Annotated in this window: 28 protein-coding genes; all 28 read right to left on the bottom strand. The window is 70.2% G+C overall.

Annotated features, from left to right (window positions below; all coding sequences use genetic code 11):
• Positions 1-90: 90 nt before the first annotated feature.
• Complete coding sequence (gene map, locus FOE67_RS02910) at positions 91-927, bottom strand: type I methionyl aminopeptidase (RefSeq protein WP_182660159.1); 837 nt, start codon at positions 925-927, stop codon at positions 91-93.
• Positions 928-1,058: 131 nt separating this feature from the next.
• Complete coding sequence (locus FOE67_RS02915) at positions 1,059-1,715, bottom strand: adenylate kinase (protein WP_182660160.1); 657 nt, start codon at positions 1,713-1,715, stop codon at positions 1,059-1,061.
• Positions 1,715-3,025, bottom strand: coding sequence for a preprotein translocase subunit SecY (secY, locus tag FOE67_RS02920; protein WP_182660161.1), 1,311 nt, complete (start codon positions 3,023-3,025; stop codon positions 1,715-1,717). Before secY ends, FOE67_RS02915 begins: the two co-directional genes overlap by 1 nt.
• A 260-nt stretch (positions 3,026-3,285) precedes the next feature.
• Complete coding sequence (gene rplO, locus FOE67_RS02925) at positions 3,286-3,750, bottom strand: 50S ribosomal protein L15 (protein WP_182660162.1); 465 nt, start codon at positions 3,748-3,750, stop codon at positions 3,286-3,288.
• Position 3,751: 1 nt separating this feature from the next.
• Complete coding sequence (gene rpmD, locus FOE67_RS02930; RefSeq protein ID WP_143616918.1) at positions 3,752-3,934, bottom strand: 50S ribosomal protein L30; 183 nt, start codon at positions 3,932-3,934, stop codon at positions 3,752-3,754.
• Positions 3,934-4,536, bottom strand: coding sequence for a 30S ribosomal protein S5 (rpsE, locus tag FOE67_RS02935; protein ID WP_182660163.1), 603 nt, complete (start codon positions 4,534-4,536; stop codon positions 3,934-3,936). The genes rpmD and rpsE overlap by 1 nt, the downstream gene beginning before the upstream one ends.
• 55 nt (positions 4,537-4,591) lie before the next feature.
• Positions 4,592-4,975 carry a 50S ribosomal protein L18 gene (gene rplR / locus FOE67_RS02940; RefSeq protein ID WP_182660164.1) on the bottom strand — a complete coding sequence of 128 codons (384 nt, stop codon included), beginning with the start codon at positions 4,973-4,975 and terminating at the stop codon, positions 4,592-4,594.
• A 3-nt stretch (positions 4,976-4,978) separates the two neighbouring features.
• The gene (rplF, locus tag FOE67_RS02945; protein ID WP_182660165.1) at positions 4,979-5,518 is read right to left on the bottom strand and encodes a 50S ribosomal protein L6; all 540 of its coding nucleotides are present in this window, start codon (positions 5,516-5,518) and stop codon (positions 4,979-4,981) included.
• 23 nt (positions 5,519-5,541) lie between these two features.
• A complete protein-coding gene (gene rpsH, locus FOE67_RS02950; RefSeq protein WP_143616910.1) occupies positions 5,542-5,940 on the bottom strand; it encodes a 30S ribosomal protein S8 in 399 nt (132 codons plus the stop codon).
• Positions 5,941-6,166: 226 nt separating this feature from the next.
• Positions 6,167-6,352, bottom strand: coding sequence for a type Z 30S ribosomal protein S14 (locus FOE67_RS02955; protein ID WP_004571834.1), 186 nt, complete (start codon positions 6,350-6,352; stop codon positions 6,167-6,169).
• A gap of 3 nt (positions 6,353-6,355) precedes the next feature.
• Positions 6,356-6,916: a 50S ribosomal protein L5 gene (gene rplE / locus FOE67_RS02960; protein WP_182660166.1), complete on the bottom strand. Its 561-nt coding sequence runs from the start codon at positions 6,914-6,916 to the stop codon at positions 6,356-6,358.
• A complete protein-coding gene (gene rplX, locus FOE67_RS02965; RefSeq protein ID WP_182660167.1) occupies positions 6,916-7,239 on the bottom strand; it encodes a 50S ribosomal protein L24 in 324 nt (107 codons plus the stop codon). The genes rplE and rplX overlap by 1 nt, the downstream gene beginning before the upstream one ends.
• 3 nt (positions 7,240-7,242) lie before the next feature.
• Positions 7,243-7,611 (bottom strand): 50S ribosomal protein L14, encoded by a 369-nt coding sequence (gene rplN / locus FOE67_RS02970; RefSeq protein ID WP_019433424.1) that lies wholly within the window; start codon positions 7,609-7,611, stop codon positions 7,243-7,245.
• 103 nt (positions 7,612-7,714) lie between these two features.
• Positions 7,715-8,002, bottom strand: a complete 288-nt coding sequence (rpsQ, locus tag FOE67_RS02975) for a 30S ribosomal protein S17 (RefSeq protein WP_182660168.1) — start codon at positions 8,000-8,002, stop codon at positions 7,715-7,717.
• Positions 8,002-8,226 carry a 50S ribosomal protein L29 gene (rpmC, locus tag FOE67_RS02980; protein ID WP_143616903.1) on the bottom strand — a complete coding sequence of 75 codons (225 nt, stop codon included), beginning with the start codon at positions 8,224-8,226 and terminating at the stop codon, positions 8,002-8,004. The genes rpsQ and rpmC overlap by 1 nt, the downstream gene beginning before the upstream one ends.
• Positions 8,226-8,645 (bottom strand): 50S ribosomal protein L16, encoded by a 420-nt coding sequence (rplP, locus tag FOE67_RS02985; protein WP_143616901.1) that lies wholly within the window; start codon positions 8,643-8,645, stop codon positions 8,226-8,228. Before rplP ends, rpmC begins: the two co-directional genes overlap by 1 nt.
• Before the next feature lie 4 nt (positions 8,646-8,649).
• On the bottom strand, positions 8,650-9,480 hold the full coding sequence (gene rpsC / locus FOE67_RS02990; RefSeq protein ID WP_143616899.1) for a 30S ribosomal protein S3: 831 nt from the start codon (positions 9,478-9,480) through the stop codon (positions 8,650-8,652).
• Positions 9,480-9,827, bottom strand: coding sequence for a 50S ribosomal protein L22 (gene rplV, locus FOE67_RS02995; RefSeq protein ID WP_182660169.1), 348 nt, complete (start codon positions 9,825-9,827; stop codon positions 9,480-9,482). Before rplV ends, rpsC begins: the two co-directional genes overlap by 1 nt.
• Before the next feature lie 44 nt (positions 9,828-9,871).
• A complete protein-coding gene (gene rpsS, locus FOE67_RS03000) occupies positions 9,872-10,153 on the bottom strand; it encodes a 30S ribosomal protein S19 (protein WP_143616895.1) in 282 nt (93 codons plus the stop codon).
• A 12-nt stretch (positions 10,154-10,165) separates the two neighbouring features.
• Positions 10,166-11,002, bottom strand: coding sequence for a 50S ribosomal protein L2 (gene rplB, locus FOE67_RS03005; RefSeq protein ID WP_143616893.1), 837 nt, complete (start codon positions 11,000-11,002; stop codon positions 10,166-10,168).
• A 40-nt stretch (positions 11,003-11,042) separates the two neighbouring features.
• Complete coding sequence (gene rplW / locus FOE67_RS03010; protein WP_182660170.1) at positions 11,043-11,384, bottom strand: 50S ribosomal protein L23; 342 nt, start codon at positions 11,382-11,384, stop codon at positions 11,043-11,045.
• Positions 11,384-12,031 (bottom strand): 50S ribosomal protein L4, encoded by a 648-nt coding sequence (gene rplD / locus FOE67_RS03015; RefSeq protein ID WP_182660171.1) that lies wholly within the window; start codon positions 12,029-12,031, stop codon positions 11,384-11,386. The genes rplW and rplD overlap by 1 nt, the downstream gene beginning before the upstream one ends.
• 9 nt (positions 12,032-12,040) lie before the next feature.
• Positions 12,041-12,685 (bottom strand): 50S ribosomal protein L3, encoded by a 645-nt coding sequence (gene rplC / locus FOE67_RS03020; RefSeq protein WP_182660172.1) that lies wholly within the window; start codon positions 12,683-12,685, stop codon positions 12,041-12,043.
• 14 nt (positions 12,686-12,699) lie between these two features.
• Complete coding sequence (gene rpsJ, locus FOE67_RS03025) at positions 12,700-13,008, bottom strand: 30S ribosomal protein S10 (RefSeq protein ID WP_016473429.1); 309 nt, start codon at positions 13,006-13,008, stop codon at positions 12,700-12,702.
• 960 nt (positions 13,009-13,968) lie between these two features.
• Positions 13,969-15,447 (bottom strand): sodium/solute symporter, encoded by a 1,479-nt coding sequence (locus FOE67_RS03030; RefSeq protein ID WP_194443899.1) that lies wholly within the window; start codon positions 15,445-15,447, stop codon positions 13,969-13,971.
• A 5-nt stretch (positions 15,448-15,452) separates the two neighbouring features.
• Complete coding sequence (locus tag FOE67_RS03035) at positions 15,453-15,962, bottom strand: hypothetical protein (RefSeq protein ID WP_182660174.1); 510 nt, start codon at positions 15,960-15,962, stop codon at positions 15,453-15,455.
• Positions 15,959-16,747, bottom strand: a complete 789-nt coding sequence (locus FOE67_RS03040; protein ID WP_182660175.1) for a LytR/AlgR family response regulator transcription factor — start codon at positions 16,745-16,747, stop codon at positions 15,959-15,961. Before FOE67_RS03040 ends, FOE67_RS03035 begins: the two co-directional genes overlap by 4 nt.
• Positions 16,744-17,796 carry a sensor histidine kinase gene (locus tag FOE67_RS03045; protein ID WP_228473489.1) on the bottom strand — a complete coding sequence of 351 codons (1,053 nt, stop codon included), beginning with the start codon at positions 17,794-17,796 and terminating at the stop codon, positions 16,744-16,746. Before FOE67_RS03045 ends, FOE67_RS03040 begins: the two co-directional genes overlap by 4 nt.
• Positions 17,797-18,002: the final 206 nt, after the last annotated feature.

Consider the following 18,002-nt stretch of genomic DNA (forward strand, 5'->3'; position numbering starts at 1 on the left):
CCCGGGCCCGTCGGCACACCCCGCGGGGGCGTCCCGCGGGTCCCCCGCCCCGCCCGGCGGGCCGGGAGCGCGGAGCGCCTCCCCCGGTGATCAGCCCAGCGGGTCCGGGGCCGCCTCGATGCCCAGCTCCGCGAGGCGCGCCCGGCCGCCGTCGGGGGCGGTGAGCACCAGCGGGCCCCGCTCGGTCAGCGCGACCGAGTGCTCCCAGTGCGCCGACCAGCCGCCGTCGTCGCTCTTGACCGTCCAGTCGTCCGAGAGCACGTGGGTGGCCGGGTCCCCGAGGGTGACCATCGGCTCGATGGCCAGGCACATGCCCGGCACCAGGCGCGGCCCCTTGCCGCGACGTCGCTCGACGTAGTTCAGCACGTGCGGCTCCATGTGCATGGCGCTGCCGATGCCGTGCCCGCCGTACTCCTCGACGATGCCCCAGCGGCCCGAGGGCGGCGGGGGCTGCTTGCGGATGTCCCGCTCGACCGCCCGGGAGATGTCCACCAGTCGGCCGCCGACCCGCATGGCGGCGATGCCCGCCCACAGCGAGTGCTCGGTGACCCGGCTCAACTCGTGCACCTCGGGGGCGTGACCGTCACCGACGAAGACGGTCAGCGCCGCGTCCGCGTGCCAGCCGTCGATGATCGCGCCGGCGTCGATCGAGATGATGTCCCCGGAGGCCAGCACGGTGCCCTCGGAGGGGATGCCGTGCACCACCACGTCGTTCACCGAGGTGCAGATGTTGCCCGGGAAACCGCCGTACCCCAGGAAGTTGGGCTTGGCCCCGTGCTCCGCGATGACGGCGGCGGCGATCCGGTCCAGCTCGGCGGTGGTGGTCCCGGGCACGGCGGCCTCGGCGCAGCGGCGGTGCATCTCGGCGACCACCAGCCCCGCCGCACGCATGCTCGCGATCTGCTCGGGGGTCTTGATCTCCACCATGAATCGGGTTCTCTTCCGTGCCGGATCGAAGGGGCCGGGGTCGGCCGGGGGATGTCGCGCCCCGGGGCCGGGGTGCCCGGAGCGGGCACCCCGGCCCCGGGGCGTCGCCGCGGTTCCCCCGCGGCGGGGTGTCAGACGGTGCGGTGCGGCAGCGCGTCCAGCGCGCGCCGCGTCACCTCGGGGACGGCGCCGAGGGCCGGGATGGTCACCACGAGACCCTGGTCCCGGTAGTGGCCGATGATCGGCTCGGTCTCCTCGTGGTAGACCTCCAGCCGCTTGCGGACCGTGTCCTCGCGGTCGTCCTCGCGCTGGTACAGCTCACCGCCGCAGATGTCGCAGACACCCTCCGCACGCGGCTTGCTGTACTCGATGTGGAACAGGTGGCTGCTGTCCTCCCGGCAGATGCGGCGGCCGGCGATGCGCCGGACCACCTCGTCCTCGGGGACCTCGAGGTCCAGGACGGCGTCGAGCGCGATGCCGGTCTCCCCCAGCAGCTTGTCCAGGGCCTCGGCCTGGGGCAGGTTGCGGGGGAAGCCGTCGAGCAGGAAGCCGCTCTCGGCGTCGGACGCGGCCATCCGGTCCGCCGCCATCCCGATCGTGACCTCGTCCGGTACGAGCCGGCCCTCGCGCATGTACTCCTGCGCCCGGCGACCGAGGTCGGTGCCCTGGCGGATGTTGGCCCGGAAGAGGTCTCCGGTGGAGATGTGCGGGATGCCGAGATTCTCTGCGAGCAGGGCGGCCTGCGTGCCCTTGCCCGCCCCGGGCGGTCCGACGAGGACGATACGCATCAGCGGAGGAACCCTTCGTAGTTTCGCTGGTGGAGCTGGCTCTCGATCTGCCGAACCGTCTCCAGACCGACACCCACGATGATGAGGATGGAGGTACCGCCGAACGGGAACTCCCCCTGCGCGTTGAACATGATCAGGGCGACGGCGGGAACCAGGGCGATCAGACCGAGGTAGATCGAACCGGGCCACGTGATGCGGTTCAGCACGTAGCTCAGGTACTCGACCGTGGGTCGTCCGGCCCGGATCCCGGGGATGAACCCACCATACTTCTTCATGTTTTCGGCCACGTCTTCGGGGTTGAAGGTGATGGCCACGTAGAAGAAGGCGAAGAACACGATGAGGGTGAAGTAACTGATGAGGTAGATCGGGCTGTCCATCTGGACCAGGTTCCTCTGGATCCAGTCGGCCCACGCCCCCTGCGATCCGCTGAACTGCACGAGCAGCAGCGGGATGTAGAGCAACGACGAGGCGAAGATGACGGGGATCACGCCCGCCTGGTTCACCTTGAGGGGGATGTAGGTCGAGGTGCCGCCGTAGGAGCGGCGCCCGATCATGCGCTTGGCGTACTGCACCGGGATGCGGCGCTGCGCCAGCTCGACGAAGACCACCAGGCCGACCATGGCCAGACCGCAGGCGATGACCACGCCGAACTCGATCCAGCCGTCGGCCAGGGTGCCCGCGTTCTTGATCGACCACAGCGCGCCGGGGAAGCCCGCCGCGATGGAGACGAACATCAGCATCGACATGCCGTTGCCGATGCCGCGGTCGGTGATGAGTTCACCCAGCCACATGATGAGCGCGGTGGCCGCGGTGAGGGTGATGATCATGACCAGCACGGTGAACATGCCGTCGTCGGTCAGGATGGGTTCGGTACAACCGGCGAACAACGAGCCGCTGCGCGCGGTGGCCACCAGACCGGTGGCCTGCAGCACGGCGAGGGCGACCGTCAGGTATCGCGTGTACTGCGTGATCTTCGCCTGACCCGACTGCCCCTCCTTCTTGAGGGCCTCCAGTCGCGGGATCACCACGACCAGGAGCTGCAGAATGATGCTCGCCGTGATGTACGGCATGATCCCCAGCGCGAAGATGGTGAGCTGCATCAGGGCGCCACCACTGAACATGTTGACCAGACCGAAGAGACCCGCGTTGCTGTCCTCGATCTGTTCCACGCAGTACTGGACGTTCTGATAGCTCACGCCGGGCGTGGGAACGTGTGCCCCGAACCGGAACAGCACCACGATGCCGAGCGTGAAGAGCAGCTTCTTGCGCAGGTCGGGCGTCTGGAACGCCCGGGCGAACGCGGTGAGCACGGTTCCTCCTGCGCCCCCCGCGAAGGCCTCGCGAGAGGTGACGGTCTTGTAGTTCCACGGATACTGAGGGAATTGCGGGGGTGCCCCCGAAGGCCTCCGGAAAGGGCCCGGGACCACGACACGGTGGGCCCCGGGCACGGCACCGCAGGCCACCTTACCGGCCGTATGGCGATGCGGGAATGACGCCGCATACGCGTGACCGGGGACGCCTGTTCGAAGCGCCCCCGGTCACATCTGTTTCACACGCCCCGAGCCGAGGCTCAGAGCAGCTCGTTGACGGTTCCGCCGGCGGCGGTGATCTTCTCCTTCGCGGAGCCGGAGACGGCGTCGACCGTCACCTGCAGCGCCACGGAGATCTCACCGTTGCCGAGAACCTTCACCAGCTCGTTGTCGCGCACCGCGCCCTTGGCCACCAGGTCCGGCACGGTCACCTCGCCACCCTCGGGGTAGAGGACGGCCAGGCGGTCCAGGTTGACGACCTGGAACTGCTTGTGGGCGGGGTTCTTGAAGCCCTTGAGCTTCGGCAGCCGCATGTGCAGCGGCAGCTGACCGCCCTCGAAGCCGGCCTTCACCTGGTAACGGGCCTTGGTGCCCTTGGTGCCGCGACCGGCGGTCTTGCCCTTGGAGGCCTCACCACGACCCACGCGGGTCTTGGCGGTCTTCGCCCCCGGGGCGGGCCGCAGGTTGTGGATCTTCAGCGGCTTGTCGGCGTTCTCGCCCGCCATGTCAGTCCACCTCCTCGACCGTCACGAGGTGCCGCACGGTGTTCGCCATGCCGCGGATCTCCGGACGGTCCTCCTTGACCACCACGTCGTTGATGCGCTTGAGCCCGAGGGAGCGCAGCGTCTCGCGGTGGTTCTGCTTGCTGCCGATGTAGGACTTGGTCTGGGTGATCTTCAGGCGAGCCATCACGCACCCACCCCTGCCCGCGCCCGCAGCAGAGCGGCGGGGGCGACGTCCTCCAGCGGCAGGCCACGACGGGCGGCGATCTCCTCGGGGCGCTGCAGGCCCCGCAGAGCGGCCACCGTGGCGTGCACGATGTTGATGGGGTTGGACGAGCCGAGCGACTTGCTCAGCACGTCGTGGATACCGGCGCACTCCAGGACGGCGCGCACCGGACCACCGGCGATCACACCGGTACCGGGGGAGGCGGGCTTCAGCAGGACGATGCCCGCGGCCTTCTCGCCCTGGATCGGGTGCGGGATGGTGCCCTGGATCCGCGGCACCTTGAAGAAGGACTTCTTGGCCTCCTCCACACCCTTGGCGATGGCGGCCGGAACCTCCTTCGCCTTGCCGTAACCGACACCCACGGTGCCGTCACCGTCGCCCACCACGACCAGCGCGGTGAAGCTGAAGCGACGACCACCCTTCACGACCTTGGCGACGCGATTGATCGCGACGACGCGCTCGACGTACGCGGTCTTCTCGGCGGCCGCGCCGCCGTCCCGGCCCTTCCGGTCCCGCCGCTCGCCGCCACCGGCGCCGCCACCGCGGCGCTGGGGTCCAGCCATTGGAATTACCTCTCTCGTCTTGTCCGCTCAGCCAGCTGTTGGCAACGGAACCGGCTCAGAACTTGAGACCGGCCTCACGGGCGGCGTCGGCCAGAGCGGCGACCCGCCCGGCGTACCTGCTGCCACCCCGGTCGAAGACGACGGCCTCGACGCCGGCCGCCTTCGCCCGCTCGGCGACCAGGGCGCCGACCCGCTGGGCCTGCGCGCTCTTGTCGCCGTCGGTGCCGCGGATGGAGGCGTCCATGGACGAGGCGGAGGCCAGCGTGTGGCCCGCGATGTCGTCGATGACCTGAGCCACCACGTGGCGGTTGGAACGGGTCACGACCAGGCGCGGACGCTCCGGGGTGCCCGAGATCTTCTTGCGGATGCGGATGTGCCGGCGCTTGGCTGCGGCACGCTTCCGGGCGTCACCCTTGGCGATCTTCACACCGTATGCCATGGCTTACTTACCAGCCTTTCCGACCTTGCGGCGGATGACTTCGCCCTCGTACTTGATGCCCTTGGCCTTGTACGGGTCGGGCTTGCGAAGCTTGCGGATCTTCGCCGCGACCTCGCCGACCTTCTGCTTGTCGATGCCCTGAACGGTCAGCCGGGTCGGGGTCTCGACCGCGAAGCTGATGCCCTCGGGAGCCTCGACCAGAATCGGGTGGCTGTAGCCCAGGGAGAACTCGAGGTTCGAGCCCTTGGCCTGGACGCGGTAACCCACACCGCTGATCTCCAGGCGCTTGCTGTACCCCTCGGTCACGCCAGTGATCATGTTCGCCACCAGCGTGCGGGACAGGCCGTGCAGGGCCCTGTTCCGGTTCTCGTCGTTGGGGCGGCTGACGACGATGGCGCCGTCCTCGGCCCGCGCGACCTCGATGGGCTCGGCGACGGTGTGCGAGAGGTTCCCCTTGGGGCCCTTCACGCCGACCGTCCGGCCGTCGATGGTGACGTCCACACCGGCGGGAACCTGGATGGGGAGCTTGCCGATACGCGACATTGCTTGTCCTCCGTTCCCTTCCGTTACCAGACGTAGGCGAGGACTTCCCCGCCCACGCCCTTCTTCTGCGCCTGCTTGTCGGTGAGCAGGCCGTGCGACGTGGAGATGATCGCCACGCCGAGGCCGCCGAGCACCCGCGGCAGCGCGGTGGACTTGGCGTAGACCCGAAGGCCCGGCTTGGAGATCCGCTTCAGGCCGGCGATCGAGCGCTCGCGGTTGGGGCCGTACTTCAGCTCCAGGACCAGGTTCCGGCCGACCCGGGCGTCCTCGGTCTTCCAGCCGGTGATGTAACCCTCCTGCTGGAGGATCTCCGCGATGTGCGACTTGATCTTGCTGTGCGGCATCACCACGGAGTCGTGGTAGGCCGAGTTGGCGTTCCGCAGACGCGTCAACATGTCTGCGATCGGATCAGTCATGGTCATGTGATGGCCTTGGGCCTCTCTCGCCGGGGTTTCCTGTCTGCTCCGTCCCTCTCCCCGCGTTGGGCGGGACGGGTGTGGAGCGGGGACCTACGGCGTAGTAAGTCGATTCGGGGCGGCGGGCGCCCAACCCTTCCACCTTAGTTCACCGAACCGTTGGTGGGAAAAATCGGGCCGACCCGCCGTCCGACTGCTTGCCGAGAGAGTTCCGGTGCCCGCCGGGTGGCGGTTACCAGGAGCTCTTCGTCACGCCCGGCAGCTCGCCGCGGTGCGCCATCTCGCGCAGGCACACACGGCACAGGCCGAACTTGCGGTACACGGAGTGCGGCCGGCCGCAACGCTGGCAGCGCGTGTAGGCACGCACGGCGAACTTGGGCTTGCGGGCCGCCTTGGCAATCAGGGCCTTCTTCGCCATGGCTCACGCCTCCTTGAACGGGAATCCGAGGTGACGCAGGAGGGCGCGGCCCTCTTCGTCGTTGGTCGCCGTGGTGACCACGGTGATGTCCATGCCCCGGACCCGGTCGATCTTGTCCTGGTCGATCTCGTGGAACATGACCTGCTCGGTGAGACCGAAGGTGTAGTTGCCGCGGCCGTCGAACTGCTTGGGCGACAGACCCCGGAAGTCGCGGATGCGCGGCAGCGCCAGCGACAGCAGCCGGTCCAGGAACTCCCACATGCGGTCGCCGCGCAGCGTGACGTGCGCGCCGATCGGCTGGCCCTCGCGCAGCTTGAACTGCGCGATGGACTTGCGGGCCTTGGTGACGGCCGGCTTCTGGCCGGTGATCGTGGTGAGGTCGCGCACGGCGCCCTCGATCAGCTTGGAGTCGCGGGCGGCGTCGCCCACACCCATGTTGACCACGATCTTGGTCAGACCCGGGATCTGCATGACGTTCTCGTAGGAGAACTCCTCGCGCAGCTTGCCCTGGATCTCCTCGCGGTACCGCTGCTTCAGGCGCGGTGCGTAGGTGGTGGCAGTCATCAGATGTCCTCACCGGTCCGCTTGGCAACGCGGATCTTGTTGCCCTCGTCGTCGAAGCGGTAGCCCACGCGGGTGGTGACCTTCTTGCCGTCCTGCTCCACGACGAGCGCGACGTTGCTCACGTGGATGGGGGCCTCGGTGGTCACGATGCCGCCGGTCTTCGACCCGCGGGCGGTCTGCCCGGCCTTGGTGTGCTTCTTGACCCGGTTGACACCCTCGACCAGGACACGGTCCTCGCGGGGGTAGGCCACGATGACCTTGCCCTGCTTGCCCTTGTCCTTGCCGGTGATGACCTGGACCAGGTCGCCCTTCTTGATCTTCATCGGTTACAGCACCTCCGGCGCCAGCGAGATGATCTTCATGAACTTCTTCTCGCGCAGCTCGCGGCCGACGGGGCCGAAGATACGGGTACCGCGGGGGTCGCCGTCGTTCTTGAGGATCACGGCGGCGTTCTCGTCGAAGCGGATGTACGAGCCGTCCGGACGACGACGCTCCTTGACGGCGCGAACGATGACGGCCTTGACGACGTCACCCTTCTTCACGTTGCCGCCGGGGATCGCGTCCTTGACGGTGGCGACGATGACGTCGCCGATGCCCGCGTAGCGCCGACCCGAGCCACCGAGCACCCGGATGCAAAGGATCTCCTTCGCACCGGTGTTGTCGGCGACCCGCAGTCGCGACTCCTGCTGGATCACGTCTCTCTCCTGATCGTCTGCCGGTTCCCGGCGGGGCCGTCACGGATGACCGCGAACGGCCCCACCGAGCCTGGCGGAACTGGTCCTGAGAAAACTCAGGTGGTTACTTGGCCTTCTCGAGGATCTCGACGATGCGCCAGCGCTTGGTCGCGGACAGCGGACGGGTCTCCATCAACAGGACCCGGTCGCCGATGCCCGCGGCGTTCTGCTCGTCGTGCGCCTTGAGCTTGTTGGTACGGCGGATGATCTTGCCGTACAGGGCGTGCTTGACGTGGTCCTCGACGGCGACGACGACGGTCTTGTCCATCTTGTCGCTGACGACCAGACCCTCACGGGTCTTGCGGCGACCACGCTCGCCGGCGTTCTCGGCAGTCACATTCTTCTCACTCATCAGGCGCTCTCCACCGTCTCGATGCCCAGCTCGCGCTCACGCATCAGGGTGTAGATCCTGGCGATGTCCTTGCGGACGGCCTTGAGCCGGCTGTTGTTCTCCAGCTGCCCGGTCGCCGCCTGGAAGCGGAGGCGGAACAGCTCCTCCTTGGCCTCGCGCAGCTTCACGACGAGTTCCTCGTTGTTCAGCTCGCGCAGCTCGGCCGTCTTGGTACCGGCAGCCATCACGCCTCCCCTGCCTCGCGCCGCACGATCCGGCACTTCATCGGAAGCTTGTGCGAGGCGCGGATCAGCGCCTCACGGGCGATCTTCTCGTTCGGGTAGGACAGCTCGAACATCACCCGACCGGGCTTGACGTTCGCGACCCACCACTCCGGCGAACCCTTACCGGAACCCATGCGGGTCTCGGCGGGCTTCTTGGTCAGCGGACGGTCGGGGTAGATGTTGATCCACACCTTGCCGCCACGCTTGATGTGCCGGGTCATCGAGATACGCGCGGCCTCGATCTGCCGGTTCGTCACGTAGGCGGCGGTGACCGCCTGGATGCCCCACTCGCCGAACGCGACCTCGGTGCCGCCCTTGGCCATGCCCTTGCGCTTGGGGTGGTGCTGCTTGCGGTGCTTGACCCTGCGCGGGATCAGCATGGGGTCAGCCCTCCTTTCCGGAGCTGTCGGGCGACGCCGCCGCGGCGCCGGTCTCGGCCCGTGCGGCCTCGGCCGGAGCGTTCTGCTGCTGCGGCTTGCGACCACGACCGCCGCGCTCGCCGCGACCGCCGCGCGCCGGACGGTCGGAACCGCCGCGCGAGGGACGGTTGCCGGCCCGGGCGGCGGCGTTCTCGGCGCGGACCTCGGAGATGTTCTTCACATCGCCCTTGTAGATCCACACCTTCACGCCGATGCGGCCGAAGGAGGTACGGGCCTCGAAGAAGCCGTAGTCCACGTTGGCGCGCAGGGTGTGCAGGGGCACGCGGCCCTCGCGGTAGAACTCGGAGCGGGACATCTCCGCGCCGCCGAGCCGACCGCTGCACATGATCTTGATGCCCTTGGCGCCGGCCTTCAGGGTGGACTGCATGCTCTTGCGCATGGCCCGCCGGAAGGAGACGCGGGAGGCGAGCTGCTCGGCGACGGCCTGGGCCACCAGCTGGGCGTCGAGCTCCGGGTTCTTCACCTCGAGGATGTTGAACTGGATCTGCTTGCCGGTCAGCTTCTCCAGGTTGCCCCGGAGACGGTCGGCCTCGGCACCGCGACGGCCGATGACGATGCCCGGCCGGGCGGTGTGGACGTCGACGCGAACCCGGTCACGGGTGCGCTCGATCTCCACCTTGGAGATGCCGGCCCGCTCCATGCCACTGGTGAGCATGCGACGGATCGCGACGTCTTCCTTGACGTAGTCCTTGTACAGCTTGTCGGCGTACCAGCGCGACTTGAAGTCGGTGGTGATGCCGAGCCGGAACCCGTGCGGGTTGACCTTCTGTCCCATTACCGGGTCCCTTCCTTGCTGCCGAGGACCACGGTGATGTGACTGGTCCGCTTCCGGATCCGGTAGGCGCGACCCTGCGCGCGCGGACGGAACCGCTTGAGGGTCGGGCCCTCGTCGACGTACGCCTCCTTGACGAAGAGCGTGTCGACATCGGTGTGGTCGTAGTTGTGCGCGGCGTTGGCGATGGCGCTGTCCAGCACCTTGCCAACCGGCACGCTCGCGGCCTGCGGGGCGAAACGCAGGACCGCCCGGGCCTCCGTGGCGTCCATGCCACGGATGAGGTCCACCACACGGCGGGCCTTCATGGGCGTGACGCGGATGTACCGCGCCTGGGCCCTGGCTTCCATGGTTGTCCCTTCGGTGTCAATCATCTTGTCTCGCAACCCGCCGGTCAGCGACGACGCGACTTGCGGTCGTCCTTCACGTGGCCGCGGAAGGTGCGGGTCGGCGCGAACTCGCCGAGCTTGTGGCCGACCATCGACTCGGTGACGAACACCGGGACGTGCTTGCGACCGTCGTGCACCGCGATCGTGTGCCCGAGCATCGCCGGGACGATCATGGAGCGGCGGGACCAGGTCTTGATGACGTTCTTGGTGCCGGCTTCGTTCTGGGCGTCCACCTTCTTGCTCAGGTGGTCGTCGACGAAGGGCCCCTTCTTCAGACTGCGCGGCATCGTGGCCTGCTCCTAGCGCTTCTTGTTCGTCTTGCGGCGGCGGACGATGTACTTGTTGCTGGCCTTCTTCGGCGAGCGAGTACGTCCTTCCTTCTTGCCCCAGGGCGAGACCGGGTGGCGACCACCGGAGGTCTTGCCCTCACCACCGCCGTGCGGGTGGTCCACGGGGTTCATGACCACACCGCGAACGCTCGGGCGGACGCCCTTCCAGCGCATCCGGCCGGCCTTGCCCCAGTTGATGTTCGACTGCTCGGCGTTGCCGACCTCGCCGACGGTGGCGCGGCAGCGGACGTCGACCAGGCGGATCTCACCGGAGGGCATGCGCAGGTGCGCCATGCGCCCCTCGCGCGCCAGCAGCTGCACCGAGGCACCCGCGGAACGGGCGAACTTGGCGCCGCCGCCGGGCCGCAGCTCGATGGCGTGGATGACCGTACCCACCGGGATGTGACGCAGCGGCAGGTTGTTGCCGGGCTTGATGTCGGCGCCCGGACCGTTCTCGATGCGGTCGCCCTGCTTCAGGCCGGCCGGCGCGATGATGTAGCGCTTCTCGCCGTCGGCGTAGTGCAGCAGCGCGATGCGCGCGGTGCGGTTCGGGTCGTACTCGATGTGCGCGACCTTGGCCGGCACGCCGTCCTTGTCGTGCCGACGGAAGTCGATCAGGCGGTAGGCCCGCTTGTGGCCACCACCCTGGTGACGGACGGCCACCCGGCCGGAGTTGTCCCGACCACCCTTGCTGTGCAGCGGGCGGACCAGCGACTTCTCCGGCGTGGACCGCGTGATCTCGACGAAGTCGGCGACACTGGCGCCACGACGGCCCGGAGTCGTCGGCTTGTACTTGCGGATACCCATTCTTACGTCCTCGTCCGGTATCGGACGGCTCGGACCTCCGTCAGGAGACCGGGCCGCCGAAGATGTCGATGGTTTCGCCCTCGGCGAGGGTCACGATGGCGCGCTTGGTGTCCGCGCGCTTGCCGTAACCGGTGCGGGTGCGCTTGCGCTTGCCCTGCCGGTTGATGGTGTTCACCCCGGCGACCTTGACCGAGAAGACCGTCTCGACGGCCTGCTTGATCTGGGTCTTGTTGGCGCGCGGGTCGACGACGAACGTGTACTTGTTCTCGTCCAGCAGCGCGTAGCTCTTCTCGGAGACCACGGGGCGGAGCAGGACGTCACGGGGGTCCGTGAAGGTCTTGCTGGTCACGCCCTCGGCGGTGGCGGAGGTCGCCTCGCTCATCAGGCCTCGCTCCCTTCGGACTCGGTCGGGCCGGCGACGAAGCTGTCGAAGGCGGCCTTGGTGAAGACCACGTCGTCGGAGACGAGCACGTCGTACGTGTTCAGCTGAGCCGGCTCGAGGATGTGGACCTGCGGCAGGTTGCGGGCCGACAGCCAGGCCTCGCGCTCGCCCTTCTCGGCGACCAGGAGCAGGTTCTTGCGCTCGCTGATCTTCCCGAAGAGGGTCTTGGCGGCCTTGGTCGAGACCTCGCCGTCCACGACGCCGGAGACGACGTGAACGCGCTGGTGGCGGGCCCGGTCGGAGAGGGCACCGCGCAGGGCGGCGGCCTTCATCTTCTTGGGGGTCCGCTGGGAGTAGTCACGCGGCACGGGGCCGTGGACCACGCCACCACCGGCGAACTGCGGGGCGCGGGTCGAGCCCTGGCGCGCGCGGCCGGTGCCCTTCTGGCGGTACGGCTTGCGGCCACCGCCGCGAACCTCGCCGCGGGTCTTGGTCTTGTGCGTACCCTGGCGGGCCGCGGCCAGCTGGGCGACGACGACCTGGTGGATCAGCGGAATGCTGACCTGAACGCCGAAGATCTCCGCGGGGAGTTCGACGGAACCGGTCTTGTCGCCGGCCGGCGAGAGGATGTCAATGTTGGTGGTCATCGTTTAACCTCAGGCCCCCTTGGCCGCGGTGCGGACCAGGACGAGGCCGCCGTTCGGACCGGGAACCGCGCCCTTGATGAGCAGCAGTCCCTTCTCCGCGTCAACGGCGTGGACGGTCAGGTTCTGGGTGGTCACCCGCTCGTTGCCGGCGCGACCGGCCATCCGCATGCCCTTGAACACGCGGCCGGGAGTGGCGCAGCCACCGATGGAGCCGGGCTTGCGGTGCACGCGGTGGGCACCGTGGGAGGCCTTGCCACCGCGGAAGCCGTGGCGCTTCATGACACCGGCGGTGCCCTTGCCCTTGGACTTCCCGGTCACGTCGACCTTGAGGCCGGACTCGAACACCTCGGCCGTGACCTCCTGGCCGGTGGTGTACTCGGAGGCGTCGGCGGTGCGGATCTCCACCAGGTGACGGCGGGGGGTGACGCCGGCCTTGGCGAAGTGGCCCTTGAGGGGCTTGTTCACCTTGCGCGGGTCGATCTCGCCGAAGGCGATCTGGACGGCGTCGTAGCCGTCGCGGTCGGCGGTGCGGACCTGGGTCACGACGCAGGGTCCGGCCTTGACCACGGTCACCGGGACGACACGGTTGTTCTCGTCCCAGACCTGGGTCATGCCGAGCTTCTCGCCCAGGACGCCCTTGATCTGCTTGGTCATCTTCAGCGCACCCCTCAGAGCTTGATCTCGATGTCGACGCCGGCCGGGAGGTCCAGGCGCATCAGCGAGTCAACGGTCTTGGGGGTCGGGTCGAGGATGTCGATCAGACGCTTGTGGGTGCGCATCTCGAAGTGCTCGCGCGAGTCCTTGTACTTGTGCGGCGACTTGATGACGCAGTACACGTTCTTCTCTGTGGGCAGCGGCACCGGGCCCGCGACCGACGCACCGGTACGGGTCACCGTCTCGACGATCTTCTTCGCCGAGTTGTCGATGACCTCGTGGTCGTAGGCCTTGAGCCGGATGCGGATCTTCTGTCCCGCCATGGCTGGTTCGTAGTCCTGTCTCTCGTCAACGCTCCGGAACCCGGTGGTTCGGGTCTCCCCGACCCCCTCGCCGGGCGCCTCGCTCGACCCACGCGGTCGGGCGTGTCGCGCTTCCGAGCGGATTTCACCGCAAGGCAAAACCCTCCGGAGGGTTTCTCCGGCGGGCGGCGGGGGGATGGTGTCCACCAGGTGCCTGGTCGGTACCCCACCGACGCTTCCCGGAAGATCCCGGTACTTCCACCCCTGATCAGGGGTGACGAATACGATGGGACTCGCTTCCGGTCCTCCCGGCGGGAGGCGCGCGGCATCGGCACTCAACCGAGCAACCCGCCCAGTGTGCCATACCGGACACAGCGCCCGCCAATCGGCCCGAACACCCCGCCCGGGGCGTGACGACCCTCACAGCCGCAGGTGTTGACGGGCCCGCCCGGACGTCCCGGGGGTTCCCCGGTTTCGGCGTCGACCGGCGGTCCGCGCCCCTCGGCCTTCCCGGGTTCTCCGGCTCTCCCCGGTTCGGCGCGCGACACGTTCCGCGCACCCCCGGCGCGCGTCCGTACCACCGGCGGGAATCGTCCCCGTGGTCACCGGACGGTGATCATCCCCCCACGCTCGGAGGGGAGGTCCCGTGGCACGCGACGCGGACAGGAGCACCGACATGACCATCGCCCCGGCCCGGACCCCCGCCCCGGAGAGGACGGAGGACCGGCCGAGCCCGCCCCGGGCACGAGCTGTGACGGGCCTCATCGAGCCGGCCGAGGTGGTCTTCCGCGAGCTGCCCGGTCACCGACCGGAAATCCTCGAGGGACGACTCGTCGTGAACCCATCACCCGACCTCGGCCGTGCAATGTCCCCCAGCCGCCTGCGGAAGGCGCTCCTCCTCCTCCTTGGCGAGGACGTCGACGTCGACACGCTCCTCCCCCACCGAAGCCCTCCGGGCCCCGGGCGGACGGAACCCCGGCCTCAACCGTCGCGCGGGGTCGGGGCGTGCAGCCGCAGCACCGCGTGGTCGGCCCACGCCGGCGGCTCCCCCCACCGCCGTACCCGGGAGACACCGATCATCACGGCGAAGGCCAGTGGCACCGTCCACGCCGCCGGCTGGGCCAGCAGCACGGTCACCGCCCCCGGCCCGGTGTCCGTCAGCGCCGAGGCCAGGGCCGCCCCGGTGGCGGCGCACACCCCCGTGGCCAGCCCCGCCGCCGCGCCGGCGGTCGTCAGCCCGCGCCACCAGATGCCCAGCACCAGCAGCGGGCAGAAGGTCGAGGCGGCCACCGCGAAGGCCCACCCCACCAGCACGTTGATGTCCACCGCCGCGGCCGGCAGCGACAGCAGCACCGCCACCAGCGTGCCGCCCGCCACCGCCAGCCGCAGCCGCGGCAGTCCGCGCGAGCCGTCCCGGGCCAGGTCGTGGGAGAGCCCGCCGGCGAGCGCCAGCAGCAGGCCGGAGGAGGTGGAGAGGAAGGCGGCGAACGCCCCGGCCGCCACCACCGCCGTCAGGACCGCCCCCCAGGTGCCGGGCACGATCTGGGCCGGCAGCACGACGGTCACCGTGTCGGTGTCGCCGGTGGTCGCCAGCTCCGGGGTGAAGACCCGCCCCAGCAGCCCGTACACCGCGGGGAACAGGTAGAAGACGCCGAGCAGCACGATCACGCCGACCGCGACCCGGCGCGCTATCCGCGCCGTCGGACTGGTGTGGAAGCGCATGATGACGTGCGGCAGGCCCACCGCGCCCAGGGTGGTGGCCAGCAGTACCGACCAGGTCGCCAACAGCGGTTGGCCCGACCCCCCGACGTCCAGCAGCGGGCGGCTCCACTCGGTGGTGTCCACCCGCAGCGCCTCCGCGCGGGCCCCCTCCCCCGCACCGATCACCAGCACGATCGCCGGGACCGCGATGAACAGCAGTTTCACCAGGTAGTGGAAACCCTGGACGTAGGTGGCCGAGCGCATCCCGCCGACCGCGATGGAGACCGAGACGACCAGACCCGCCAACACCACCCCCACCCAGTAGGGGGTACCGCTGACCAGGTGCAGGACCACCCCGGCGCCCTTGAACTGCGGCACCAGGTACAACCACATGATCACCAGCACGATGAGGGCGCACAGCCGCCGGATGGTCGGCGAGCCGAGGCGGTACTCGGCGAAGTCCGGCACCGTGTAGGCGCCGGAGCGGCGCATGGGGCCGGCGACCAGGGCGGCGACCGCGACGTAGCCGGCGGTGAAACCGACCGCGTACCAGAGCGTGCCGACGCCCTCCTTGAGCATGAGGCCGGCGAGGCCGAGCACCGAGGCCGCCGAGACGTACTCCCCGGCGATCGCCATGGCGTTCCAGCCGGGCCGCACCTGGTGGGAGGCGATGAGGAAGTCGGGGGCGCTGCGGGCCGCGCGCACCCCGTAGACGCCGATCAGGACGCTGGTGACCAGCAGCAGGCCGATGGCGAGCATCCCGGTCACGGCCGCTCCCCCGGCTCCGGGGCCCGTTCGGCCGCGGTCCCGGTGGAGGGGCGACCGGGGGTGTCGGGAGCGGTGCGCGGGCCCACCACCGGCCCCCGCCCCGCGGCCCGGGCGTCCGACCGGGGGCCCCCGGCCCGCTCGATGCGCTCGGCCCGCCGCACGTGGACCACCGCGCTGAGCAGCAGCAGCGGGTAGCTGGCCGTCATCAGCAGCAGCCAGGAGGCGGGGATCCCGGCGATCCGGGTCGGATCCGGCGCCGGCCACAGGGCCAGCAGACCGCTGAGGCCGAACAGCAGCGTCGCGAGCAGGACCATGGTGCGCACCGCCAGCCGCCGCTGCCGTCGGAAGGTCTCCTCCGCGAGGGCGCGTTCGACCGGGTCACCGATGCCGTCGCCGGGGGCGCCGGGCGAGCCGGGGACCAGCAGGCCGTGCGGCGGGCGATGGCGCCGGGCCAGGGCGAACCGGGTCTGCGGGCTGGTCACCCGGACCCGACGCTCCGGGCTCATCGCCCGCCGGCCCTCGGGTCGTCGCGGACCGCCGCCAGCAGCCGCTCCTTCAGCGCGCGGGCGTGCCGCCGGCTGACCGGCACGTCCCCCGCCGGGGTGCACGCCAGCAGGCCGGCGGAGCCGGTGACCCGCAGGTCGCGGATCCAGCGGACCGCCACCAGGTAGCCGCGGTGGGCGCGGACGAAGCCGGCCGGCCCCCACACCTCCTCCAGGTAGGACAGCGAGAGCCGGATCAGATGGGTGTCGCCCTCGGTGTGCAGCCGCACGTAGTCGCCGTGCGCCTCGGCGAACTGCACGTCGTCGCGGCGCACGAAGACGGTGTGCCGACCGGTCTCGATCTGCACCACCGACAGTTCGTCGGCCGGGGGCTCCGGATGGCCGGTGACGGGGCGGCGCAGCGCCCGGACCCGGCCGACCGCCTCGGCGAGCCGCTCCGGCCGGACCGGTTTGAGCAGGTAGTCGGCGGCTCCGATGCCGAACGCCTCCACGGCGTGACGCTCCGAGGCGGTGACGAAGACGATGGCGGGCGGCTCGGAGAGGACGCTGAGCACCCGGGCGACCTCCATGCCGTCCAGGCCGGGCATGGAGATGTCCAGGAAGACGGCGTCGAAGCTCTCGGTCCCGATCCGGCGCACGGCGGCCTCGCCGCTGTCGGCCTCCTGGACGTCGCCGACGCCGGGCAGGTCGGCGAGCAGGTCCGCGAGTTCGGCGCGGGTGAAGTTCTCGTCCTCCACGACCAGGAGCCGCAGGGCTCCCGGTCCGGTGGCGGGCGGTGGGGCGGTCATGCGGCGGACACTCCTCGCCGGAATCGGGGGACGCGGACGATGACCCTGGTGCCGCTGCCGGGAGCGGTCTCGATGACCAGACCGTGTTCGGGTCCGTAGACCGCGCGCAGCCGCTGGTCGACGTTGGCCAGGCCGACCCGCTTGGCCGGCGGACCGGAGCCGGCGAGGATCGCGCGGGCCAGTTCGGGCTCCATCCCCACGCCGTCGTCCTCGACCTCGATGACGCACAGCGGGCCCTCGCCGTAGCCGGAGACGGTGATCGAACCGGGGCCGGGCTCGGGTTCCAGGCCGTGCCGGACGGCGTTCTCCACCAGCGGCTGGATGATCAGGAAGGGGATGGCCACCGGCAGGATCTCCGGGGCCATCCGCACGGTCAGCTCCATGCGGTCGTCGAACCGGGCGCGTTGCAGTTCCAGGTAGGTCTGCACGGCCTGGAGTTCGTCGGCGACGGTGGCGTAGTCGCCGCGCGAGGAGAAGCTGTAGCGCAGGTAGTCGGCGAAGTCGGTGAGCAGGCCGCGGGCCCGGTCGGGGTCGGTGCGGATGCGGGCGGCGATCACCGCCAGGGCGTTGTGCAGGAAGTGCGGGGAGATCTGGGCGCGCAGCGTGCGCAGGTCGGCGCGGGCGATGCGGGCCCTGGCCCGTCGCAGGTCGGCGTGGTCCAGGCTGCGGGCGACGAGGGCGGCGGCGGCCGTCAGGGCGGCCTCGTCGGCGCCCGCGGCGGCGAGTACGCCGGCGGGTTCACCGGCGACCAGCAGGGGGGCGGTGGTCCAGTCGCCGATCCGCACGACGGTGCCGTGTTCGTGGGGGCGGCCGACCAGTTCGGCGAGCAGCTCCGGGGCCGGGGACGGCCCGGCGAGGGTGGGCGGACCGTCGAGGTCGGCGAGCAGCACCGCGTCGGCGTCGAGCAGGCGGCGCAGCCGGCGGGCGGCGAGTCCGGCGCCGCGTCCGCGCAGGCCGTCGCCGAGCGCCTCGTCGATCTCCGCGGCCGCGGCGAGCACGGCGGCGGTGTGCTCCGCGGGGAGGGAGCGGCGGCGCATCCGGTCCAGCATGAGCGGAACGGTAACCCGGGCGGGCCCCGGACCACAGGGTTCGGACGAACCGGACGTCCCGGTGTCATCGAAGCGTGTCCGGGGCGCGGTCCCGACCGTGCCCCGGGACGCGCCCCGGCCCCGGGTCCGTGCGGGACCCGGGGCCGGGGGTCGCCTCCGGCGGGACGCCCACCGGCCGGATTCGGGGACGGTCCGCCGGGGCGGGC

The organism is Streptomyces calidiresistens, from assembly GCF_014141525.1.
Taxonomy (GTDB): domain Bacteria; phylum Actinomycetota; class Actinomycetes; order Streptomycetales; family Streptomycetaceae; genus Streptomyces; species Streptomyces calidiresistens.